Consider the following 23,739-nt stretch of genomic DNA (forward strand, 5'->3'; position numbering starts at 1 on the left):
CCGAAAGTGCTGCCTAGAAAAAGGCTGTGGTCAAATGAGCAACATTACCTTCGTTAAACGTTAAGGCACTTAGAAGATGTCAACGGCCTCAGTAAACGCCAACAACATACGAACTTCGGTTTCGGTGTGACCCACACCTTTTCATTGTTTCGGTATTTTATATAGTAGTGCGCTTGATTGAAGCGTATTTGTGCACACGAATTTCTATGCGCCTGTTCTAATGTAGCAAAAACCACAGGCTAATGGGAAGCGTCATACAAAAAGGACCTGTCAGTGACAGGCCCTTTATAAGTAACGGTAAGTTATGGTGAATCGCTACCATTTACTTTTTCGCTTTAGCGAATGCGTCGGCAAAGGCGTTACCCATAGCGCTATTTTGAGGTTGGCTATTGCGATTGCCGCCCCCCTGATTCGAACGCGGGGTTGCTTTTGCGTTAGCACGCCCAGCCCCTTTATTTTGTGGTTTACCTGCAGCTGGCTTTCCGCCTGCATTATTGCTTTGACTCGGTGTGTCCTCTAAGCGCATGGTGAAGGAAATACGCTTGCGCGGTACGTCTACTTCAAGCACCTTTACTTTCACAATATCGCCCGCTTTAACCACCTCGCGAGGGTCTGAGATAAACTTGTTCGTTAGTGCAGAAATATGCACCAACCCATCTTGATGTACGCCCACATCAACAAACGCGCCAAAATTCGCCACGTTGCTCACTACGCCCTCTAGGATCATACCCGGCTTAAGGTCGTTAATGGTTTCAACGCCTTCTTTAAACGCAGCAGTTTTAAACTCTGGGCGAGGGTCGCGGCCTGGTTTATCTAGCTCTTTTAGAATGTCTTTAACGGTGGGAAGACCGAACGCGTCGCTGGTAAATGTATCTGGCGATAAGCTTTTTAATAGCTCGGTATTGCCTATGATGTCGTTAACCGCAACAGCGGTAGTATCAACAATCTTATCAACCACAGGGTAGGCTTCAGGATGAACCGCAGAGGCATCAAGAGGGTTTGTACCGTTAACAATGCGAAGGAAGCCTGCCGCTTGTTCAAACGCTTTAGGCCCTAACCGTTCTACTTTCAGTAGTGCTTTACGGTCTGGGAAAGCACCATTAGTGTCTCTGAAATTAACAATGTTATGCGCTAGGGTTTTATTTAAGCCTGATACGTAGCTCAATAACGCGGGCGATGCCGTGTTTAAGTCAACCCCTACAGCGTTTACACAGTCTTCAATAACACGGTCTAGCGACTTGCCCAACTGGCTTTGGCTTACATCGTGCTGATATTGGCCAACACCAATGGCTTTAGGCTCAATTTTAACCAGCTCTGCCAGTGGGTCTTGCAGGCGTCGAGCGATAGACACTGCACCGCGAATTGACACATCGAGGTCAGGTAACTCCTTTGAAGCAAGCTCAGAGGCTGAATACACCGATGCGCCCGCTTCACTGACCATAATTTTCTGCGCAGTAAGCTCACTATTGTTCTTGAGCATTTCGCCAACCAATTTGTCAGTTTCGCGCGAACCTGTACCGTTGCCAATGCTGATCAAATCTACCTTGTATTGCTTACACAACGTGGTGAGCGTACGAATAGATTTATCCCATTGATTTTGTGGCGCATGCGGGAATATGGTGTTGGTTGCGACCACTTTACCTGTGCTGTCTACTACCGCTACCTTAACGCCGGTTCTCAAACCAGGATCTAGGCCCATCGTCGTTTTCGCACCTGCAGGCGCAGCCATTAAGAGGTCGTTTAAGTTTTTAGCAAACACCTCAATGGCTTCATCTTCTGCGCGCTCACGAAGTGCGCTGAATAGCTCAGTTTCCATGTGTAAACCAATTTTGATTTTCCACGTCCACTGTACAACCTGAGCCAGGAAGTCATCTGCGCCACGGCCTCGGTGCATAATATCGTAGTGGCTGGCAATAATATGTTCGCAATGCGACGGGCCGTTGTCTTCTGACTGCGGATCGGCATCTAGTTGAATGTGAAGCATGCCTTCGTTGCGACCTCTGAACATTGCCAACGCGCGGTGAGACGGCACGTTCTTGTACTTCTCACTGTGTTCAAAATAGTCTTTATATTTGGCGGCTTCTTGTTCTTTGCCTGGCACTAAGGTGCTTTTTACGTAGGCGTTTTCCGTTAGGTACTTGCGTACTTTTGCTAATAGCGCAGCGTCTTCGGCGAAGCGCTCCATTAAAATATAACGGGCCCCTTCTAACGCTGCTTTGGTATCAGCAATGCCACTATCGGCATTCACATATTCGCTTGCTGCACTTTCAGCATCGGTGTCAGGGTGAGTAAACAAGGTATCAGCTAAAGGTTCTAGGCCGGCTTCAATAGCAATCTGGCCTTTTGTGCGTCGACGAGGCTTGTAGGGTAAGTACAAGTCTTCAAGTGTCGTTTTACTGTCAGCGCTGGTGATACTGCTTTTAAGCTCGTCAGTTAGTTTGCCTTGTTCCTCAATAGATTTAAGAATAACATCGCGGCGTTCTTCAAGCTCTCGCAAGTAGGTTAAACGCTGTTCTAAGGTACGCAGCTGCGTGTCATCAAGGCCTTGTGTCACTTCCTTTCTGTAGCGCGCGATAAAAGGCACGGTAGACCCCTCATCAAGAAGTTTCACTGCGGCAGTTACTTGCGAAGGTTGAACGCTAAGTTCATCTGCAATTTTATTGATAATCATAAGTCGCTCTAAGATACTAATAATTCGCGTCAGGCAATGGCGAATAAACGGTGTGTGAAAGGTTTATATACACAGCGCCGGTAATGAAAACAGAAGCGGTGAGTATATCACCGCGGTGTAAGGGAAGTCGTCTGATCATTGTGTTACAAATGGTCGATTAAACGAGACATATTCGTGCTCACAGTTTGTCTGTAGCGTCGTACCAAATACGATTTATCCACCACTCTTTTGTGCCCGCTTCGGTTCTTACAACAAACTCGTCGTCTTCTTCTTTGCCAAGCAGTGCTCGGGCCATAGGAGAGTCGATAGAAATATAATCCTTTTTGCCGAAAATTTCGTCGTAACCCACAAGTCTAAGTTCCATGACTTTGCCCGCGTCATTTTCAATTTCAACCCAGGCACCAAAGAAGACTTTCCCCTCTTGTTGTGAATCGTAGTCCACAACCTTTAGGTTTTCCAAGCACTTGCGAAGATAACGCACGCGGCGATCAATTTCGCGTAGCTTCTTTTTGTTGTATTGATAGTCGGCATTCTCGCTTCTGTCGCCAAGGCTTGCTGCCCAAGTGACCTTACGAGTAATTTCAGGCCGTTCTTCGCGCCACAAGAAATCCAGTTCTTGTTTCAGCTTTAAATAGCCCTTTCGAGTGATAAGCGGTGTTTTCACAATGTCCTATAAATAATCCAACCAATTCCCTTACTTTATGTGGGTAATAAGGCAAAACGCAATCTTTCTGTATGTCAAAAAGTGACAAAAGAGACAGATTGAATAATTATTGAACATAAACCTTTCGTTCAGTGTCGTAGTATAAATAACAGTCAAACTATTAGGGAAAATGAATGCGTAATAGGATACCAATGTTGAACCGCAAACGGTCGGAGAGCCATCCGTTCCAAACCAGCGGTACTATCATCGGTTTTATGCTGTTTTTGAGCGGCGCGCTGTTATTGTTGTATGCTTTGCTTGATACCGTTGTACGCTTAAATAGCATGCAAACCGTGATATATATCTTTTTAGGTTGTGCCATGTACAAGGTGGGACAGTCGCTATTAAACCATTTTGCAGCGTTCAAGGTGCGTACGGAAAGACGGCGCGTACCTCAGCGTTAAAACCTTTCGTTTTAAGCATTAAATTTTAAGGCGAAAAAGTTCCAAAAAGACCGTATTCGGGTCGTGAAATTTTGTCACTTTAGACTATGCTTAACAATGTAATTCGAGGCACCAAGCATATTGAATAACCCACTTTACTATTTGGGTACGCGCGTGGTGAAAATCCACTAGCTCGTAGGGAAAAGGTAAGCAAGGATCACGCTGACTCACTAAAACAAAAAAGCCGACGCTATGCGTCGGCTTTCTCTTTTTCTTAAAGCACTAACTTATTCCGCTGGCGCTTCTGCTTCAGGCTTAACGACTTCGAGTAACTCAACGTCAAAGATAAGTGTCGAGTTTGGTGTGATTGCGCCCGTAGAGCGCGCACCATAAGCAAGCTCAGATGGAATGTGGAAGCGGTATTTTGCACCTTCCTTCATCAACTGAACGCCTTCAGTCCAACCAGAAATAACGCGATTAAGTGGAAACTCTGCTGGCTCGCCACGCTTGTAAGATGAGTCGAACTCTGTTCCATCTAGTAAGGTGCCACGGTAGTGAACTTTTACAATGTCTGTCGCTTCTGGGCTTGCGCCCTCGCCTTCTTCAAGCACTTCGTACTGAAGACCAGACTCTGTCGTTACTACGCCTTCTTTCTTCCCGTTTTCTTCTAGGTAAGCAAGACCTGCTTCAATATTTTTCTCAGCAGCTTGTTCAGCCATTTCTTGCTGTTTAGCGCGCAATACTTCTTCGCCTTCTTGAGCGATTTGCTGAATTTGCTCTGGCGTGAACTTAAGGGTGTCGTTTAGGCCGTCTTTAAAACCTTGTTGTAGCGCATCTTGGTCTAGGGTTAAACCTAGCTGCGCTTGCTGCTCTGCACGGTTGCTAACAAATAAACCCATGCTTGCGCCCATGGCATAAGCTTGCTTTTGTGTATCTGTCATTTCTTCTGCTGAAACTGCAGTTGTTTTTGCACTGTCAGCGCTTGTAGAAGCGGCCTCATCAGATGTATTTGGCTGGCAAGCGAAAAGGCCTAGCGCAGCGATAGTCGATAAGGCAACGAGCGACTTCTGCATAAAAACGTCTCCATTAATTATTATCATCATGCGTCTATGTCTATACTGCTGCATCTAAGGCAGTGTGCACGATAGTTAAAGATGCGTGATCCGTGCTATGTTAAACCTAGCGTTTACAAAGCGAAACCCATTCGATTATGTTTAGGCCTCAAATGTTCCATAGAATAGTGTTACTCATCGTACTTATAGGTAATTCCATGGGATGCTCCGTCCCTGATACTACGCCAATACAGCAGTGGCGTCATGTAGAAGAAGGTGCATATGCGGCAGATATTTCTACTGACGGCACACTAGCGGTGGTGTCTGGCGTGAATAACGGGGTGAACGTGTGGAGGTTAGGCCAAAATGAGCCGCTTTACCACTGGAGCCACCAAGGAGAAGGGGATAACCTTGTTATGTCAGTGCACATTAGTGCCGACAAACGCTACGTTGTTACCGCTGACCGAGAGGCTTTTGCGCTATGGAGTATGGAAACTGGCGAGCCTGAAGGTTTTTGGCGCATTGACGAGTCATCAATTAGAGATGTAGTGGTTACCGATAACGGCAACGGCATATTGGTGGCACGCTCAAATGGCACAGTAATGTACTTTGAACCTCGTACCTCTCGTCGATTGGAATTTTTAGGGCATCAGGAAAAGGTTAACTCCATTGATATTTCTCCTAACGGTAAGTTCGCATTGACGGGCGGCAACGACTACATTGCGTATTTATGGAGCACTGACACTGGGCAAATAATTCATACTTTCACCCATCCCACGCGAGTAACAAAAGTAGCGCTTGATGATGAAGGCCGCTTTGCTTTTACTGCCGACAGCCAGAGCAAGTCGCAAGTGTGGAATGTGCAAACTGGGCAGCCTGTGGCATCCCTCAAATATGCAGCGCGCCAGAAAATCTTCACAGACGTTGAGTTTTCCAAAGACGGCCAGTTTTTACTAACGGGTTCCCCGGCTCGAAAAGTTTACCTATGGGATTTGAAAACCGGCGAACAAGTGCAATCCATACAGGTTGCTTCACGAGAGTCAATTTCACCGCCGACCGCAGTTGTGTATGGCGTCGCCTTCCTCCCCAATGATAATATATTGTCTATAAGCAGTAGTGGCCTTGCCGAAGAATGGCAACGAAAGAGATAGAGAACTTACATGACAGACAAAAGCGCTGAGCATTTACAACAGCAAATAGATAGCGCCAATAGCTATATTGAAGAGCTTCAAACCAAGGTAGCGTTTCAAGAACACACCATTGAGGCGCTAAACGACGCGCTTTCTTCACAGCAAAAGCAGCTTGACGATTTAGCTTTTAAAGTACGCCACGTAATTGACCGCGTGAAGTCTATCGAGCCGTCTAACATTGCTAAGCAGTCAGAAGAAACCCCGCCTCCGCATTACTAGAACAATTGTAGCGCAGTAGCAATTGCAATGCGGTATTTATATTTGGAACACGTCCATTGGCGATGACACTTATTGCGGGGCGCTCACCGTGAGAAGAGGCCTGTGAAGACATCAAGGGCGCTTCGTTGATGTACAGTAGTGTTTAACCAAACATCATGCTAGTTCATCTTGTTATGAGATAGGCGAAGTCTTCATTTAGCCAGAATGTACATTTGAATTACACTTGTCCCCTGATACAAAGGCTTCAGTAAAGAGAAGCCTTTTTTACTATTTAAGAGAGTGAGTTATGAGCGATTTTGATATGGATGCGTTTAATAGCATCGATTTTGACTCTGTTGAGCAGTCAGTAGCAGAGAAACAGGCTGAAAAAGACAAGCAAGAGAGTCAAGAGATTGAAGGTATGCGCGATGGCGCCAATGATTGTGGCGATAGCTGTACTATTTAAGCGCGCTCAGCGGCGAGGGCTCTTAACTAGCAGAGCCTTCAGATGCTTCCAACTTGTCCAGCTCAAGTCTATCTAACTCTATGCTTTCCTCCACATTGCCGTTAAAAGCCTCAATAAACGCATTTTTTAAAATAGCGGTAAATGCCTCCCACGTATGGGTGTCTGGACTTGATAAGTCGCCTTCAATAGGAATACGTGTGGCTATCTGGTCTTCGCTTTGGTTTTCAAACAGTTCGGTGACAAACGCGGAAATCGCTTCAACGCTGCCTTCAACGAAACCGTCGCCGTCACGCTCAATATCGCCCTTCCAAGAAAATACTTCCACATTATGCAAAATGGGTTTGATATAGCCTTTTACTTGGCCTTCGTTAGACGCGACCTCGGCAGCAAGCGTGAGGGTGCCAGCTTCCAGATCAAACGGTGCATAGGTATCGAGTAGGTTTTTAAAGTTCACTAGCCCAACGTTGTCAGCTTGAATATCTACGTCAAATGTGGGGGCTGTTGTTGCGGGGTTGAGTTTGGCGTTTAGTGAAATAGTACCTCGCTGCGCCGTTTGTCCTCTAGCTTTAGCCGTCGCTACGCGAGAGTCCGACAAATTATCGCTATTCACCAAGTTATTCACTTCAAGCTGAATATCATGAAGCGCAATGTCGATAACCGGAGAAGTATCGGGGTTGTGGAAAGCGACTTTCCCTTGGTTGATAGTTAGCTTGTCGATGCGCAAAGGGAATAGTTGGTCAGCGATAGACAGCCAATTCTCATTCTTACCTGACTGGCTTTTCTCTTCCGTATTCCCGTCAACAAAATTAATCTCTGGGGAGTTAACGACTACGTTACCTACCGCAGCGCCCTTGAATAGTTGTGACCATGAAAGCGTAAACTCCACATAGTCTGCTTTGAATAGTGGCCTATCTACTTGTCCGTTCGCTTTATAGAGCAATACATATTCTAAGCTGTATGCACCACGCCATAGCATTAAATCTACGTCGCCCACGCGGCCATCGTACTCGTTTGACTGACTCAACGTTGTGTTGATGTATGACGCTGCGGCGTAAGGCAGATATAGTCTTATGGCGATAAGCGTAAACAACAAGGCTACAAGGACATAGCAGACACGTTTTTTAGCATGTTTCATATTTCACTCCTTTACGTAGGAAATACAAAAATTATGCCTGAGTAACCTTTTTCATTAGGTCACGAGGATATCCAGTGTCGGCGTGGTATGAAGAGAAGTTTGCAAAAAGCCTGAGCACAACGTTGTAAGGTATTACACAGGCTGGACGGTAAGATTTACTGAAACGTGGGTAGGAATGCTAGTGCGGTTTAAAGATACCAATCACATTTTCGTTTGAGCGCGTGGCGGCACTGACTTTTTCGTCAGTTTGTGTTTCGTTGTATCCGCACGCAACGCACTCCAACTTTTCTACGTTATTTTCAAAATATAACGAAATTGTATCTAGCTCTTGGCATTTTGGGCACGTAGCCCCTGCAACAAAGCGGCGTTTTACACGTTTTGACATACATACACCTTAGGAGAATTTCGCAATTATTATACCTTGAAATGGTAAGTGTTGATCAGCTTTTACCTTAAGTTTTTGATATTATACGCGCCCTAGTTTGTTCCATCACAGGTTACTCATGATAAAGCTTTCAAATGTATCGCTACTTCGCGGTCGCAAAATGCTGCTAGAAGAGGCGTCGGCGCAAGTTTTTCCAGGCCACAAAGTAGCGCTGATTGGCAGTAACGGCTGCGGAAAGTCCACGCTTTTTGCACTGCTGAGAAGTGAGTTAAGTGTCGATGCTGGTGACTGCAGCGTACCAAGTGATTGGCGAATTGTCAGCGTGGCACAGGAAACGCCAGCAATCGACCGGACTGCGATAGACTATGTGGTGGACGGTGACAAACATTTACGTAATCTACAGGCGCAATTAGAAGCCGCTGAAGAAAGTGGTGATGGCGTTAAAATAGGCCAAATTCACGGGCAGCTCGAGCAAGCTGGAGCATACGACGTGGAAGCGCGCGCAGCGACCATTCTGTCGGGTCTTGGGTTTACCAATGTGCAGTTAAGCGCGCCAGTTAGCGATTTTTCAGGTGGCTGGCGTATGCGCCTAAACCTAGCTCAAGCGCTGCTTTGTCCTTCAGACTTACTGCTGCTTGATGAGCCCACTAACCACTTAGACTTAGACGCCGTTATTTGGCTAGAGAAATGGCTTCAGCGCTATGCGGGAACGCTGTTGCTGATTTCTCACGATAAAGCCTTTATCGACAACACGGTTGCGCAAATTATCAGTGTTGAGCAACAGAAGCTTATCACCTACACCGGTAACTACTCGTCTTACGAAACTCAGCGTGCTGAACGTATTCGCTTGCAAAACATTGAATATGAAAAGCAGCAGCAAAAAGTAGCGCACCTCAATTCGTTTATTACCCGGTTTAAAGCCAAAGCGAGTAAAGCTAAGCAAGCGCAAAGTCGTATTAAGCAGTTGGAGAGAATGGAAACCTTGTTGCCAGCTCATATGGCAAGCCCATTTAGCTTTTCCTTTGCGCCGCCGTCGGCACTGCCCAACCCGCTTGTGCAAATGGAAAAGATACAGCTGGGTTACGACGATCATATTGTGCTGCAACAGGTGAAACTCAATTTAGTACCTGGCAGCAGAATAGGTCTTCTAGGAAGAAACGGGCAGGGTAAATCTACGCTAATCAAATTATTGGCGGGTGTGCACGCGCCAAAGCAAGGTTTTTTTAATACGGCTAAAGGTCTTAAGATTGGTTACTTTGCTCAACATCAGTTAGAAACATTAGATGCTAACGCTACCCCGCTTCTTCATTTGCAGCGCATTGACGAAAAAGCCACCGAACAGCAGCTTCGCGACTATCTGGGCGGTTTTGGATTTAATGGCGACGAAGCGTTGGCGCCCGTGGCACCCATGTCGGGCGGTGAAAAGGCGCGCTTAGTATTGGCATTAATTGTTTATCAGAAGCCTAACTTATTGCTGCTGGATGAGCCTACCAACCACTTAGATTTAGAAATGCGCCATGCGCTGAATATAGCGCTTCAAGGTTTTGAAGGCGCCATGGTACTGGTATCCCACGACCGCTTCTTACTTTCCTCAGTATGTGAAGACTTTTATTTGGTAGACAGCGGTGAAGTTGAGCCATTTAAAGGCGACTTAGACGATTATCGCGACTGGATTTTAAAACAGCAGGCTGCGGAAAAAGCCAAGGCCAACAGCGACGCCAAAAACGAAGAGCATCAAGAGGTTGGCGGGCAAAGCAAGCCGGAACGCAAATTAGATCGTAAAGAAGAAAAGCGCCGTGAAGCGGAGTTTAGGCAAAGGGTTGCGCCGCTTAAAAAAGCCATTGAAAAACACGAAAAAGCCATGGAAAAATGTGGTGCTGCTTTGGCTGAGGTGGAAGCTTCACTTGCCGATACTTCGCTTTACAGCGAAGACAAAAAAGCGGAGCTTATGGGCTTACTCGACAAGCAAACCCAGCTGAAGCAACAGCTTGAAGAAGAAGAGATGGCATGGCTAGATGCCCAAGAGCAAATTGAGCTAAAACGAGAAGAGTATGACAATGCCAACGCCTAATATCGAAAATAGCGCGTTTTGGGAATATAGCGTTTCTCGCTATACCAAAGGCGATATGGCCGCCCTTGCACTTCTGCTGCAAGACAACCACAAGGTGAATGTAAACGTTCTCTTGCTGATTTGCTGGTGTTTAGAGAATAATGTCGTCATTAATCTGCCACAGCTTAAGGCAGTGATAGTGGCTTCAAAAGCAACCGAAGAAAAGTTAACGCAGCATCGTGCTCAGCGGAGGGCTGCTAGCCCCGAAAAAGGCGGCGATCAATCAGGTTATAACGCACTCAAAGCGCAAGAGTTAGCGCTTGAAAGACAACAGCAGCAGGATATTGTTGCGTCTTTTAATGAGCAGGCGGTTACACACTTGGGTCAGCAAACACCGTCAACGAACATATTTAACGCGTCTATCGCTGCGTTTATCAATGCATACGGGCTGCGAGACAACAACGAGGCACGCCAGCTAGTGAGCTTTGTTGTTAAACAATTATCGTAAAAACACAATAAGAAAATACAATGAGTAAATCAGCGCTATCGCACGGAAAGATAATAAAAAGTAGCTTTAAGGTGCCGGGATGGGCGAAGAACCGTCATGTGCAAACCATATGGCCGCGTTTTATTCAAAAGCGTTTACCACTGTCTTACGACATGGAGCGTCTTACATTACCGGACGACGACTTCGTAGATGTGGCGTGGGGACCAAAACCGCGGGAAACATCAGGCATTGTTGTGATGTTTCATGGGTTGGAGGGTAGCATTAAGTCACATTATGCAAACGATATGATGGCCCAGTTGTCAGTGAATGGTTGGCAGGTGGTAATGATGCACTATCGCGGCTGTAGCGGCGTACCGAATTTAAAAGCGCGGGCTTACCACAGTGGTGAAACAGAAGACCCCAGCTTTTTCTTGGAATGGCTTCACGATAAATTTCCACGAATTCCTAAAGTGGCCATCGGCTTTTCCCTTGGCGGCAACATGCTATTGAAACTGTTGGGTGAAAACCCTGCGCAAAAGTGGCTTAAGGCAGCGATTGCCATTTCTTCACCACTTAAACTTTCTGAATGTGCAAAATCAATTAATCAGGGGTTTTCGCGGGTATATCAAAAGTATTTACTTACTAGCATGAAAGATACCTTGCGAAAGAAGATGGAATACATTGATTACCGCAAGCTTATTCAGCTTACAAAAAGTGATGTGGAAGGCATTTCTAGCTTTACCCAATTTGATGAAAAGATCACGGCTCCGCTTCACGGTTTTGCAGACGCGCAAGACTACTATGAAAAGTGCAGCGCATATCACTTTCTAAGCGCCATCCACTGCCCTACACTGGTATTGCACAGCATAGATGATCCCTTTATGAACCACTTAATTGTGCCCAAAGAAGAAGAGCTAGCGCGCAACGTAACCGTAGAGTTAAGTGAACGAGGCGGTCACGTTGGTTTCATGCAAGGTTCTATATTAAATCCAAAAGTATGGCTGCACGAACGGGTGAAGCGTTTTGTAAGTGACGTCTTACCGGTAGATACAACCTGTGGTTATGTCAGTCGTTAACAGCGCGATGATATTGGCGTCGTTTAAATTTTATGAAACGTTTTTTTCAGGAGTGTGAATGATAATTCCTATTGACGCGCTAGAAGCCGATACGCTTTATAGCTTGGCCGAATCTTTTGTATTGCGCGAAGGCACCGACTATGGCGCGGAGGAAGTTGAGTTAGAAGTAAAAGTTAAGCAGGTGCTAGACAGGTTAAAGTCAGGCGAAGCAGTACTGGTCTACTCAGAGCTTCATGAAAGTGTAGATATAAAAAGAAAAGAAGATGTTGAGCCTAGCGACGCAGCTGAATAGATAGCGAAGCGGAAGAATGACCGCCTCCTTGAAAAACAGGCATAAAAAAGCCGGGTCGAGCAACCCGGCTACCTACCTGAGGAGAGGAAGGCTTAAAACGCGTAACGCGCAGTTACCTGCATAATGTCCAAATCATCAATGATTCTGTAGTTTGCGCCTACAGCCCACTGAGGCGTGATGTAGTAGTTAGCGCCTACTCTGAACGTCGCTTCGCCGTTGTCTACATCGTAGTAACCCACTTCACCTGCCAACTCAACTTGTTCTGTAATCATTGAGCGAAGCCCTGCATTAATGCTGTAACCTGTTTCGTCATCTACGTCGCCGTCAATGCGTTCTATGTTGGCACCAAAATACGCGTCTGTCGTAGCGTTAACAGGTAAACGGTATCCCGCACCGAGAGTCAGCATATCAAAGTCGAAGTTACCTTCTTCAAAGAAGCTATACTCGCCGTTTAAGTACCAGTTGCTGTTCAATAGGTATTTACCGTTAACTGTTAAACCATCTGGCTCGAAAGACTCATTGTCATCAAAGTCCATTTTGGTGTAACCACCTTCTACGTAACGCCAGTCCGGCTTGTCGGCCATCGCGGTAAGAGGAAACGTTGCCGCAGTGAGTGCTGCTGCAATAAGTGTGATTGATTTACGCATGTGATAACTCCTTAGTATGTGTAGTAACCCGCCTTGTACAACGAAAGCGTTATTGTTTTTCAAAAACGTTCTAGTTTTTTCACAATGCTTCTAGATAGTTTGCAAAACGCGCTGCAAGTCAGTGCTTTACGACGCACTGTAAAAGGTTACGTAGTTGATGAACACAAAGCTGCATTTGCCTTCATGCCATCTTTATTATTTCTGTTAAGAAATAGTGTCCGATAAATTTATCAACATAATGAATAGCAAAGCGTTTGCCAACTTCTAGAAATGTGAATAAGAATGTGAAGCTTAAGCTATCTATCTAACTAATTTATAAAGATAAAATCATTACAGGAAAAGCAAGCGGGTGATGTTCAGGTAAGTAAATTTGCATGGTGGACCTAAAAATCAGACATGTTGGCACGTGTACCTGTCTCTAAAAAACAACAGTTAACCTTTTGTCTAACTCATCGGACAAATTTACAACAGAGTAATTATGAATTAATTTTGATGAGATAGAGTTTAAAGCACTGAAAATAAAGTTAATTTTTAAAAAGGATAGTCGTTTTTTTAGTGTTGGAACAGCTTTTGCTGAAGTCACTATGAGTTATCCAACGTTCACTTAAGCCACTAGGCAAGGAATTCGGTTTTCACGATACCGGTGAATAAAGAAAGGAATAGAGCGCCTTTCTCGCATGGTTTCAATCAGTACTTTTTTTAAATGTACATCTTCAAGTAACAGAATCTCTGTTTACCGCAATATGTAGCTAAGGAATAAAAACGATTGATAGCCATCCGGATAACCATTGTTTTCATAAGGAGAGGACAAATGGCTGAGCCAGTTTCAATTTTCAGTAAAGTTTTACAAATGGATGCACACCAGCGCAGCAAGCTGTCGAGCATTCTTTTAGCGATGACAAGTGTTATCGCATTATTTTCGTTTCAACAAGCCGGAGCGGTAGAGGTTAACAACAGCAATCAGCCTCAAAAGACATCACCTGTTCTGCAGTCAATTATTGACGCTGCACGCAAATCAGCGAAACAAAGTTATGAGCAAGATGATCACGGATTAAACAGCAAGCTTAAAGAAATTGACTACACCACATATCGTTCAATTCGCTTTAAGCCCGAGCAGAGTTTATGGCATGGCGAAAATGACTACGAACTGCAATTTTTTCATCCGGGTTTTTTATACGAATACCCTGTCACTATTCACACCATTGGAGAAAGCAATAAGCCTCAGCGCTTAGCGTTTAACAGTGACATGTTTAACTACGATGGGTCCGCATCGAGTTTGGCAGGGTTGACGGACGACAAGTCAGGGTTTGCTGGATTTCGCGTTCATTACCCTATTAAGAACGACGAGTACAAAGACGAATTTGCTGTATTTTTGGGTGCCTCGTATTTTCGTCTTGTAGGTAAGAATCAAGTTTATGGCATCTCTGCACGTGGTCTTGCTATTGATACGGCTTTAGCGGAAGGCGAAGAGTTCCCCCATTTCACGGAGTTCTGGGTTATTGAACCAAGCGAAGGTAAGCCCATCACCATTTATGCACGTCTCGAAAGCCCATCTGTTGCGGGCGCTTACAAATTTGTTATACAGCCTGATATTGATACCAGCGTTAAGGTAGAGAGCTGGTTATTTGCCAGAGACGACGTGAGCAAGCTAGGCATTGCCCCATTTACCAGCATGTTCTTGTATGGCGAGAACACAGAAAAGCGCCATGACGACTATCGCCCAGAGGTGCATGATAGTGATGGTGTACTCATGGTAACTCACGCTGGAGAAGAGATTTGGCGTCCACTGACTAATCCTACTCGCCTTCAAGTAACGTCACTTAGCGACGCAAACCCTAAAGGATTCGGCATGCTTCAGCGCGACGGCGAATGGGATAATTACCTCGACGCAGAGGCCAATTACCATATACGCCCAGGGCTATGGGTGACGCCAGAAGCAGGTTTTGAGAAAGGCCGGTTGGAAGTGGTAGAAATTCCGACTAAATCTGAAATTCACGACAATATCGTGGCATTTTGGACGCCTGAAAAACCATTCAATTCGGGCGAGTCACTGTATTTCGCTTACGAGCTTAAAACCGTAGAACAAAACCCTTTTGTCAGTGAGCTGGCATCAGTTGTACGTACCCGCCAAGGCAAGGCTGTCTTGCCGGGTGACGAGTTTAAAAATGACAGTCTGAATACGACACGACAGTTCAGCGTGGACTTCAGTGCACCATCTGCCACTAAGTTTGATAACGAGTCGATGAAGCTTGTAGTGCAAGGCACTAACGGTTCGATTTCTCAGAAACGCCTTTATCCTGTTGCTGACGGACAAGAGTGGCGTGCCACCTTCTTTGTTAAGCCGAAAGAAAAGCAAACGGTAGATATGCGCGCTTATATTGAAAAAGACGGTAAACGTGTGAGTGAGGTGTGGAATTATGTCTATCAATCAAAATAATCGCACGAGTACATCGGTATCGAACGAGGCAAAAGCCGTGCCTCAGGTTAAAAGTGATAGCACTGCATGTGCTTCACACTTCATCTTAAAAGGAGAGCATATGCGTTTGTTTATCATGGCAATGCTAGTGATTCCAAGCACGGCACTGGCCGGTTGGACTTTGTACGAGATCTTTTTACCTAACGGTCTTACGAACTTAGAAATTGCGCAGTTAGGTTTAGGGTTAACGCTATTTGCTTGGCTGTGCATGGCGTTTTGGACAGGCATTATCGGTTTCTTTCTGCAGCTTTTTAATATCGATCCGTTGAGCTTGCGTAGAAATCAAACGCCTCCTGATACTTCGGTGCCATTAACGCAAAAGCACGCTGTAGTTATGCCGGTTTATAACGAAGATACCCGCCGTATTATGGTGGGGTTTGAAGCCTGTATTCGCGAATTGATGGAAAGTGACAACAGTTCTAAATTCGATTTTTTCATGCTTAGCGATACACGCGATATGGAAAAAGCGGATGCAGAGCTACGTGCCTTTTCCCGTTTGAAGAAGCGTTTAGGCGCGTTCTCTAGCCAAGTGTTTTACCGTCGTCGCGAACAAAACCTGCATAGGAAAGTGGGTAACCTCAAAGAATTTTGCGAACGCTGGGGGGCAAACTATGAGTCGATGATTGTATTAGATGCTGACAGTGTGATGAGCGGTGAGCGCATGCAAGACTTGGCCTGTCGTATTGAACAAAACCCTGATACGGCATTAGTACAGACTATTCCAATGCCGGTGCGTCAAAACACTTTCTTTGGTCGTTTTGTGCAGTTTGCCGCTCACCTGTATAGCCCAATGCTCGCAACGGGGTTATCGTTTTGGCAAACAGACAGTGCGAACTATTGGGGGCACAATGCCATTATCCGTATTGCCCCATTTATGCAGCATTGCGGGCTACCTACTCTAGAAGGACGCGCACCTTTTGGTGGTGAAATTCTAAGTCACGACTTTGTTGAGGCTGCGCTACTGCGCCGTGCTGGCTGGCAGGCGTACTTACTTACCGACACTACGGGTAGCTATGAAGAAGTGCCAAGTAACATTGTTGACTACGCTATTCGCGATCGTCGTTGGGTGCAGGGCAACATACAGCATTTAGGGCTATTGAACGTGAAAGGTCTTAAAATGGCAAACCGCCTGCACTTCTTATTTGGTGCGTTCGCGTACATCTCTTCACTCATTCTGTTTTGCATGTTGGCGCTAGGTACAGCAGATGCGTTAATTCGCGCCACATCAGTGCCGGAGTTCTTCGTTTCCGAATACCAGCTGTTCCCTAGTTGGCAGGTAGCGCGTCAAGACATGATGATGGTAACCATGTGGGGCACGGCGGCTTTACTATTTTTACCTAAAATTTTAGGTATTACCTTGGCGTTAATAAAACGCCGAGACGAGTTTGGTGGCGCGTGGTCTTTGCTTAAAGGGTCGGTAATTGAGCTGGCTATGGCCGTGCTTATTGCGCCGTTAATGATGTTCTATCACAGTTATTTTGTAATTAGTGTTTTTGTCGGTCACTCGGTTAAATGGGAAGCGCAAGAGCGTGAAGGGCGCAAGGTGCCGTGGAAAGTTGCCATTAAGCACACGCAAATTATGAGTTGTTTAGCGGTAGCGTGGGGCGTCACCACCTTCTACTTCACTCCGTCGCTATTTATGTGGTTGTTACCTGTATTGGTAGGCATGGTGTTAGCGGCGCCGGTTATCCGCTTAACAAGCAGCGATAAACTGGGCATAGCCATGCGTAAGTGGGGCGTGTTTGTCATTGACCAGGAAGTAAACGAATGCAAAGCGCTCAAGCGTTTACGCGTTGCGATGGGGTATTTCGCTATCTCACAACACAAGGCAGAAGTGCCTGCGCTTCCTGATAACGCGTGGCAGAGCATGCCGGAGCAAGTGTTAAGTCAAAAGCCATTGCCTATGCGTCACAGGCTTCCTAACAGCGCATAATGGACTCACAGTAGATATCAAAACAAAAAAACCGCACATATGTGCGGTTTTTTATTGCGTTTATCGACGTGCCACCTAGTTTTTATCGATAGGCGGTAGTAATAACACTGTTTTATTGCGTAAACGTAACTGAAAACGTCACGGGTACTGTTGTTGTTATGCTGTTAAGCCCTGCAATTTTTTGAAGTGCAGCCACGCCTTCAGCAAGCCCAAAAGACTCTGCTTTAATCAACGTTGGTGACGTGGTTGATACGGTAAGTGTATCGTCGTCTACTTTACTTGCTTTAACAGAAAATGACGTAGGAACAGCTTTACCGTGCAACATCAAAATACCGTCTACCTTACCGTTGACAACTTGGCCCGATTTCAGGTTCATCATCGACTCAGGCAAGTTGGCTTCAAATGTCGCTTGTGCAAACTTGGTCACGTTGAACAGCATCTCTTGCATTCGCTTGTTGCGAATATCAATAGCTGTATTCACTGACGATAAGTCCACCGCCACGTTAAGTTTGCCACCGTCAGACAGCGTACCATCAAAGCTATCAAACTTATGTACTTCGGTGACTTGTGCATTCTTCGTCGATAAGAAGTGTAGTGCACTTGTTTTGCCGTCTATTGACCAATCGGCTGCGGCAGGAAATGCTAGCCCACATGCGAGCAATGCTGCAGACAACGTGCGAATACGTGTAGTCATCATAGGTTACTCCTTTTACTTTTTGGTTCCATCTGGCTTGATTTAACCACTACCAGAGTAATGTGGCCCAGCAACATTACTACGCTATTATACGTAGGTTAACACGCTGCGCTAAGTAAATTATTACGCGCTAGTGCTGATGTGGGTTTACGAAGTCATCATACTGAACTACATCTTGCCATGGCACCCTTTGATCGCCCATTACCACAAAATCTGGGTTCTCTAGCGAATGACGCTGATTGTAGGTGAGGGGTTCGAAGTTAGCCGCGGCAATGCTCCCGCCAGCTTCAGAGACAATACATTGCGATGCGCCAGTGTCCCATTCGCCGGTAATACCGATGCGCATAAACACATCAGCTTTGCCTTCGGCAATAAAGCAGGCTTTTAGTGAACAACTTCCCAGTGGAAGGGTTTGGTATACGCGCTTAGCGCACATTCTGCTGAGTACTTTTTCTCTCGACTGACGCCGGCTTATTGCAATCATCACCACGCTATTTTTAGGGTCGTCTAGCTTGCGTACGTTGATTGGATGGTCGCCATCAGGTGATGACTTAAACGCACCTTTGCCTTTCTGGGCGTAATATAACGACTGTCCAGGAGGCCAAAAGATAACGCCTATCGTTGGCTCATTGTTCTCTATTAACGCAATGTTTACTGCAAAATCCCCGCTTCTGGCGATGAACTCTTGGGTGCCGTCGATGGGATCGATTAACCAGTATCGAGGCCAATGCTTTCGCTCTTCTAAACTTGCGTGTTTATTTTCCTCTGAGAGGATTGGGATATCAGGCGTCGCGGCTTGTAAGCGCTTGTTAATGATATCGTTTGCCAAGTAATCTGCGCTGGTAACGGGAGACTCATCGTCTTTTTGATAAGCGTCAAACTCCCCTTTATCGTACACTTCTAATACGGCTTCACCGGCTTCAATGGCAATTTCTTTCGCAAGTTCTAGTAGGTCGGCATGGGCGTCGTCGGGCATTGTTTATTGTTCCTTAAACCACTTTTGAGCTAAAAACAGCGCGGCTATACAGCGTGCTTCTACAAAGTCTTCTCGTGCAAGTAAAGCATCTGCTTCATCTAAAGGCCAGTGGATCACCTCGAGAGGCTCTGGTTCATCGCCTTCAAGCTGCTTTGGATACAAGTCGCGGGCCAAAACAATGGTCATATTGGCATTAAAAAAGGTGGGTGCCATGCTGACCTTATGAAGCTCCACAAGATCGTTGGCCGCGAAGCCAGCCTCTTCTTGTAGTTCGCGATTCGCAGCTTCAATGGCAGTTTCGCCAGGGTCTATTAAACCTTTTGGAAAACCTAGTTGATACGAATGTGTACCGGCTGCATATTCGCGAATTAATACCATGGTGTTTTCATCAAGCATGGGCACTATCATCACTGCACCCCTGTTTCCACCGGCCATCCGTTCGAATTCACGGGTGGCGCCGTTTGAAAACTCAAGGTCTAAGCGTTCTACCCTAAAGAGTTTGCTTTGCGCAACAATTTCACGAGAATGAATGTGTGGTAACGGTTTGTTCGGATCAATTTTTGGCATGTCTATCGCTACAACTTTGTTATCATACTTGTATACAATTTCTTAGCTTACTTCATTATAAGGAAAATCGCTTGCCCTTTCTGCCCTGGAATGAAATAGAGACTGTACTGTTAGATATGGATGGCACTTTGCTGGACCTTCATTATGACAACCAGTTCTGGCTACATCATTTGCCTAAACGTTTAGCACAAATAAGAGGAATTTCAGAGGCGCAGAGTCAACGTGAAATGACTGCGCGATATGAGTCAGTATTCGGGCAAATTCAATGGTATTGCTTAGATTACTGGGCTGAATCTCTTGAAATGGATTTAGAAAATGAGTTTATGCCGCTGAAGCGAGAGCTGGCGCATTTGCTTGCCCTTCGTGACGATACCATACCCTTCCTTGATGCGCTTCATAACTCAGGCAGGCAGGTGGTATTAGTGACCAATGCGCACCCAAATAGTTTGGCGCTTAAGATAGAACATACCCAACTCGATGCACATATCGACAACCTTATATCGACCCATGAGTTTGGCGTTACTAAAGAGTCTCAGCTTTTGTGGGAAAAATTGCAGGCACGAGTCAAGTTCGATGCCCATCGTACCTTATTTGTCGATGACTCATTGCCAATTTTACATGCGGCAAAAACCTACGGTATTAAACATTTACTCGCTGTCGATAATCCCGATAGTACCTTGCCAAATCGCAATATTAGTGAGTTTCCTGCGGTACGCGATTACCGTTTAATGCTAGAAGACATTAAGCAGAACCCTGTTGGTACTGTTTAAAAGGACGTTTTTGAAGGACAAATGCAGATGGTATCTGACACAATTTTTGTAGGCTCGCTGAATCCGGTAAAAATAAATGCTGCACTCAATACACTTTCCGACACACTAGAGCATGATTTCGACGCTCAGGGCATGGCCGTGCCGAGCGGTGTGCCAGACCAGCCAATGAATGAAGATGAAACGCGGTTGGGCGCTATTAATCGCGTGAAGGCCATGCTGGCTCATCATCAAGGTGGACTCACAGATGCGTGGTATGTAGCAATTGAAGGTGGCGTAGATGTATTTGAAGATGGCCCCGCAACCTTCGCCTATGTGGCCATATATCACGAGGGTCATTGGTCGGTAACACGAAGCGCAAGTTTGCCTCTACCAGTGAGCGTATATCAAGCGCTGCAGCGCGGTGAGGAGCTTGGGCCGGTTATGGACAGACTCTTTGATACAGTAAATATAAAGCAAAAGGGGGGCGCTATTGGGTTACTTACTTTAAATCACGCTTCGCGACAAAGTGTTTATGAAGTGGCGCTGACGTTGGCCATGGCGAAGTTCCATTTCCCTGATCTATACACTGACTAGGTTGATCACCCTGTGATAATCCAAAAGGCGCGTTAATCTGGTCTTCACACTGATATTCAAACGTGTATTCTCGCTCAGCAAATTTATAAAGCGACCTCAATGGTCGCCCTGAAATCTTTACTGCGATAGGTAATCTTTTCTGGATCTATTCAAAAGTTTTCCATCACTCCTGCTGCGATTCATATCTATGCTATTGAAAATAAGCAGAAAAATTTTTTCTGACACCTTGGCGTTGTAGTTGCAATTCCTTCTAACCAAACGGAATAAGGAGAGTGACAATGAGTGAGACAATCAATACCTACAACCCTGCTACAGGTGAAAAGATCGATCATTATCATTTGATGTCAGCCGGGGACGCTGAACAAGCGGTTACCCGTTCACAAGAAGCTTATTTGAACTGGCGTCGTACGTCATTTGAAACCCGCGCAGATTTATTTAATAACCTTGCGAATTTAATGGAAGAGCGAATTGACGATCTCGCCAGCTTGATGACTCGTGAAATGGGAAAGGTTACCGCGCAAGGCAAACAAGAAGTACAGTTATGCGCTGAAATATGCCGCTATACGGCCGAGCACGGCGCTTCAATTTTAGAGGACGAGCATCGTATTTTCGAAGGTGGCCGAGCGATTATCACCTATCAGCCAATTGGCGTTATCCTTGGTATACAGCCTTGGAACTTTCCCCTATATCAAGTTATTCGTTATAGTGCTTCTAATATAATGGCGGGTAACACCACTGTACTGAAACACGCTAAAAATGTTTTTGGTATGGCGCAAGCTATCCAGCAAATGTATGAAGACGCTGGTTTTCCCAAGAACGTATACCAATCGCTGCTAATTGACGGCGGCACGGCAAGCGACTTAATTAAGCACAAGTATGTGCGCGGCGTCACCTTTACAGGAAGCGACGAAGTAGGTAAGCAAGTTGCGAAGGAAGCTGCAAGTTTATCGAAGAAAACCGTGATGGAGCTTGGCAGTAATGACGCTTTCTTGGTGTTAGAAGATGCGGATATCGACCATGCCGTAGAAATGTGTATCCAAGGTCGTGTCATCAATAACGGTGAAACCTGCGTGGCGGCAAAACGCTTCGTTATTGTAGACAGTGTTTATGACGAATTTAGAGACAAGTTCGTGGCGCAGTGTAAGAAGCTTAAAGTGGGTGATCCTACGAACGAAAATACGGATTTAGGCCCAATGGCCAGAGAAGATTTGCGAGATGAACTTCATGAGCAAGTCAAAAAGTCGCTGGAAAACGGTGCTACGCTATCACTTGGTGGAGAAATTCCAGACTCTGATGGCTATTTTTACCCAATTACGGTGCTGGAAGATGTATCGCCAGGTATGCCCGCTTATGATGACGAGCTATTTGGACCGGTTGCGTCGCTCATTCGCGTGCGCGACGACAAACAAGCTATGGAAGTAGCAAATGATTCACGTTATGGCTTGGGAGGCGGTATCTTCAGTACGGATACCGACAAAGCAATAGCATTGGCGAAAGACGAATTTGATACCGGTATGGTTAATATCAATGGGTACTCTTTGGCACAACCAAACTTACCTTTTGGTGGCGTGAAAGACAGCGGTTATGGCCGTGAGCACGGCGGATACGGTATGCGTGAATTCGTCAATATCAAAACTATCATGGTCGCTGAGAAGTCGGCAGAGTAGTGCGCCTCTGGTAGAAGCAATGAGAAGAAAGGCGGGCTTAGGTTCGCCTTTTTTGTTTTACCGTACTTTTTACCGTATTCCCAATTCATTAAGATAGGTTACAGCAAAGCCCATATGATTAACGTGCCATTTGATTAAAAACAGTCAGGCGAAAAAACAGTACGCAGTCGACTACGCTGAATAGTTTTGTCCGGGCAAACGGTCTTTTAATCACCTATCTGTGTATTAATTACCAAGGAATAATATAAGGCGATGGTTATGACGGTTATAAATAAACAGTTAAGCAATGCAAGGTCAGGCATTGGGTTTACAAGGCAGAACAAACAGCGCAGTATAATACAAACTGCGTTTTTTTGCGCTATGACAACCACTGCTATTCTATCGTTCTCGGCTTTAGCGCAGCCATTGTCTCAACCACCACTTACAGCAAAAAATGCTGACCAAAGCTCCAGTTCCATGGCTTGTCATAACGTTTCAGTGCAAATATTGGGGTCCGGTGGGCCCGAACTGGATGATGGAAGAACATCGAGTGCCTATGTGGTATGGGTCGATGACAAGGCTCGCGTGTTGGTAGACGCAGGAAGCGGCAGCAGCGTTCAGTTTGGCGCTGCGGGGGCGACGTTTGAATCGCTAGACGCTATCTTGCTTTCCCACTTACACACCGATCATTCCACTGATTTACCAAGCTTTGTGAAAGGTGGGTACTTCACTGAGCGTAAGAAGAATCTTCAGATTATGGGGCCCGATGGTAACGACACTATGCCGTCTACACGTGCTTATGTGTCATCGTTAATCGGCAAAGATGGCGCGTTTAAATATTTATCTTCTTACACTGTAGAAGGTCAGGACGAATATGCTGTATCCGTAAAGAACATCAGCACTGCTACTTTTGACAAACCTTTTGAATACCGTATAAGCGACCAAGTAGAGGTAGAAGCGATGGCGGTACACCATGGGCCTATTCCAACACTGGCTTGGAAAGTAAAAGCCAATGGATGCGAAACAGTTTTCTCTGGTGATACTAATGACAAACTGGGCTATATTGCTCGTTTTGCGAAAAACGCAGACCTTTTAGTGCTACACAACGCCATTGGTGATGACGCGGGACAGGTTGCTAAGAACTTGCATATGACACCCGCTCAGATTATCGACATTGCCGCCCAGTCCAGCGCTAAGCGAATAGTGTTGTCTCATATTATGAAACGTAGCGAACCGGGTCTAGATGCACTTACTGAGGCGATTACTGTCGTAGCTGAGGGACGAGTATATGCCGCTGAAGACTTAATGAACATTACCCTTTCTGAACAGGAGTAAGGTGAGCGTAAACCGTTTGCTATACACGGTTTAC

23 protein-coding genes are annotated in these 23,739 nt (G+C 45.7%); 14 read left to right on the forward strand and 9 right to left on the reverse strand.

Translation table 11 applies throughout. The features are described from left to right. Positions 1-322: 322 nt before the first annotated feature. Both V7R42_RS07185 and greB read right to left on the reverse strand, forming a co-directional pair. Positions 323-2,671: a Tex family protein gene (locus tag V7R42_RS07185; RefSeq protein ID WP_334019524.1), complete on the reverse strand. Its 2,349-nt coding sequence runs from the start codon at positions 2,669-2,671 to the stop codon at positions 323-325. A 178-nt stretch (positions 2,672-2,849) separates the two neighbouring features. Further along, entirely contained in the window at positions 2,850-3,335 is a 486-nt protein-coding gene (gene greB, locus V7R42_RS07190) for a transcription elongation factor GreB (RefSeq protein WP_334019525.1), read from the reverse strand. A gap of 173 nt (positions 3,336-3,508) precedes the next feature. Here greB and V7R42_RS07195 point away from each other — a divergent pair, with 173 nt between their 5' ends. Next, a complete protein-coding gene (locus tag V7R42_RS07195; RefSeq protein WP_334019526.1) occupies positions 3,509-3,778 on the forward strand; it encodes a hypothetical protein in 270 nt (89 codons plus the stop codon). A 266-nt stretch (positions 3,779-4,044) separates the two neighbouring features. On the opposite strand, the gene fkpA is transcribed toward V7R42_RS07195, so the two are convergent. Then, positions 4,045-4,830, reverse strand: a complete 786-nt coding sequence (fkpA, locus tag V7R42_RS07200) for an FKBP-type peptidyl-prolyl cis-trans isomerase (protein WP_334019527.1) — start codon at positions 4,828-4,830, stop codon at positions 4,045-4,047. 197 nt (positions 4,831-5,027) lie between these two features. Here fkpA and V7R42_RS07205 point away from each other — a divergent pair, with 197 nt between their 5' ends. The 3 genes from V7R42_RS07205 to V7R42_RS07215 all read left to right on the forward strand — a co-directional run bounded on the left by V7R42_RS07205 (position 5,028) and on the right by V7R42_RS07215 (position 6,663). Then, a complete protein-coding gene (locus tag V7R42_RS07205) occupies positions 5,028-5,960 on the forward strand; it encodes a WD40 repeat domain-containing protein (protein WP_334019782.1) in 933 nt (310 codons plus the stop codon). Positions 5,961-5,969: 9 nt separating this feature from the next. Further along, positions 5,970-6,218 carry a SlyX family protein gene (locus tag V7R42_RS07210; protein ID WP_334019528.1) on the forward strand — a complete coding sequence of 83 codons (249 nt, stop codon included), beginning with the start codon at positions 5,970-5,972 and terminating at the stop codon, positions 6,216-6,218. A 286-nt stretch (positions 6,219-6,504) separates the two neighbouring features. After that, a complete protein-coding gene (locus V7R42_RS07215) occupies positions 6,505-6,663 on the forward strand; it encodes a hypothetical protein (RefSeq protein WP_334019529.1) in 159 nt (52 codons plus the stop codon). 22 nt (positions 6,664-6,685) lie between these two features. On the opposite strand, the gene V7R42_RS07220 is transcribed toward V7R42_RS07215, so the two are convergent. Next, positions 6,686-7,798 (reverse strand): DUF748 domain-containing protein, encoded by a 1,113-nt coding sequence (locus tag V7R42_RS07220; RefSeq protein ID WP_334019530.1) that lies wholly within the window; start codon positions 7,796-7,798, stop codon positions 6,686-6,688. Between the two features lie 178 nt (positions 7,799-7,976). Next, a complete protein-coding gene (locus tag V7R42_RS07225; RefSeq protein ID WP_334019531.1) occupies positions 7,977-8,183 on the reverse strand; it encodes a YheV family putative zinc ribbon protein in 207 nt (68 codons plus the stop codon). 118 nt (positions 8,184-8,301) lie between these two features. Between V7R42_RS07225 and V7R42_RS07230 the strand changes: the two genes are divergently transcribed. From V7R42_RS07230 to V7R42_RS07245, 4 genes are read left to right on the forward strand one after another with little or no spacing between them, the layout of a single operon-like run. Then, positions 8,302-10,254 (forward strand): ATP-binding cassette domain-containing protein, encoded by a 1,953-nt coding sequence (locus tag V7R42_RS07230; protein WP_334019532.1) that lies wholly within the window; start codon positions 8,302-8,304, stop codon positions 10,252-10,254. Beyond that, entirely contained in the window at positions 10,235-10,741 is a 507-nt protein-coding gene (locus V7R42_RS07235) for a TIGR02444 family protein (protein WP_334019533.1), read from the forward strand. Before V7R42_RS07230 ends, V7R42_RS07235 begins: the two co-directional genes overlap by 20 nt. Before the next feature lie 20 nt (positions 10,742-10,761). Beyond that, positions 10,762-11,796, forward strand: coding sequence for a hydrolase (locus tag V7R42_RS07240; protein WP_334019534.1), 1,035 nt, complete (start codon positions 10,762-10,764; stop codon positions 11,794-11,796). Between the two features lie 58 nt (positions 11,797-11,854). Next, positions 11,855-12,088: a YheU family protein gene (locus tag V7R42_RS07245; protein WP_334019535.1), complete on the forward strand. Its 234-nt coding sequence runs from the start codon at positions 11,855-11,857 to the stop codon at positions 12,086-12,088. Positions 12,089-12,180: 92 nt separating this feature from the next. Here V7R42_RS07245 and V7R42_RS07250 read toward each other — a convergent pair whose 3' ends face one another. Next, the gene (locus tag V7R42_RS07250) at positions 12,181-12,735 is read right to left on the reverse strand and encodes an outer membrane beta-barrel protein (protein ID WP_334019536.1); all 555 of its coding nucleotides are present in this window, start codon (positions 12,733-12,735) and stop codon (positions 12,181-12,183) included. 811 nt (positions 12,736-13,546) lie between these two features. Between V7R42_RS07250 and V7R42_RS07255 the strand changes: the two genes are divergently transcribed. Together V7R42_RS07255 and mdoH are read left to right on the forward strand one after the other, a co-directional pair. Further along, the gene (locus V7R42_RS07255; protein ID WP_334019537.1) at positions 13,547-15,172 is read left to right on the forward strand and encodes a glucan biosynthesis protein G; all 1,626 of its coding nucleotides are present in this window, start codon (positions 13,547-13,549) and stop codon (positions 15,170-15,172) included. After that, positions 15,153-17,144: a glucans biosynthesis glucosyltransferase MdoH gene (gene mdoH, locus V7R42_RS07260; protein WP_334019538.1), complete on the forward strand. Its 1,992-nt coding sequence runs from the start codon at positions 15,153-15,155 to the stop codon at positions 17,142-17,144. Before V7R42_RS07255 ends, mdoH begins: the two co-directional genes overlap by 20 nt. A 112-nt stretch (positions 17,145-17,256) precedes the next feature. On the opposite strand, the gene V7R42_RS07265 is transcribed toward mdoH, so the two are convergent. From V7R42_RS07265 to nudE, 3 genes are all read right to left on the reverse strand, one after another. After that, the gene (locus tag V7R42_RS07265) at positions 17,257-17,841 is read right to left on the reverse strand and encodes a YceI family protein (protein ID WP_334019539.1); all 585 of its coding nucleotides are present in this window, start codon (positions 17,839-17,841) and stop codon (positions 17,257-17,259) included. Positions 17,842-17,968: 127 nt separating this feature from the next. Next, entirely contained in the window at positions 17,969-18,814 is an 846-nt protein-coding gene (gene cysQ, locus V7R42_RS07270) for a 3'(2'),5'-bisphosphate nucleotidase CysQ (protein ID WP_334019540.1), read from the reverse strand. Positions 18,815-18,817: 3 nt separating this feature from the next. Next, positions 18,818-19,381 carry an ADP compounds hydrolase NudE gene (gene nudE / locus V7R42_RS07275; RefSeq protein ID WP_334019541.1) on the reverse strand — a complete coding sequence of 188 codons (564 nt, stop codon included), beginning with the start codon at positions 19,379-19,381 and terminating at the stop codon, positions 18,818-18,820. A gap of 71 nt (positions 19,382-19,452) precedes the next feature. On the opposite strand from nudE, the gene yrfG reads away from it, so the two are divergent. The 4 genes from yrfG (at position 19,453) to V7R42_RS07295 (ending at position 23,705) form a co-directional block, all read left to right on the forward strand. Next, positions 19,453-20,151: a GMP/IMP nucleotidase gene (gene yrfG / locus V7R42_RS07280; RefSeq protein WP_334019542.1), complete on the forward strand. Its 699-nt coding sequence runs from the start codon at positions 19,453-19,455 to the stop codon at positions 20,149-20,151. A 21-nt stretch (positions 20,152-20,172) separates the two neighbouring features. Next, the gene (gene yjjX / locus V7R42_RS07285) at positions 20,173-20,724 is read left to right on the forward strand and encodes an inosine/xanthosine triphosphatase (RefSeq protein WP_438823640.1); all 552 of its coding nucleotides are present in this window, start codon (positions 20,173-20,175) and stop codon (positions 20,722-20,724) included. 278 nt (positions 20,725-21,002) lie between these two features. Beyond that, the gene (locus V7R42_RS07290; RefSeq protein ID WP_334019544.1) at positions 21,003-22,391 is read left to right on the forward strand and encodes an NAD-dependent succinate-semialdehyde dehydrogenase; all 1,389 of its coding nucleotides are present in this window, start codon (positions 21,003-21,005) and stop codon (positions 22,389-22,391) included. A 258-nt stretch (positions 22,392-22,649) separates the two neighbouring features. Continuing rightward, on the forward strand, positions 22,650-23,705 hold the full coding sequence (locus tag V7R42_RS07295; protein WP_334019545.1) for an MBL fold metallo-hydrolase: 1,056 nt from the start codon (positions 22,650-22,652) through the stop codon (positions 23,703-23,705). Positions 23,706-23,739: the final 34 nt, after the last annotated feature.

Origin of the sequence: Alteromonas sp. S015 (assembly GCF_036864485.1) — a bacterium.
Classification (GTDB): Bacteria; Pseudomonadota; Gammaproteobacteria; order Enterobacterales; family Alteromonadaceae; genus Alteromonas.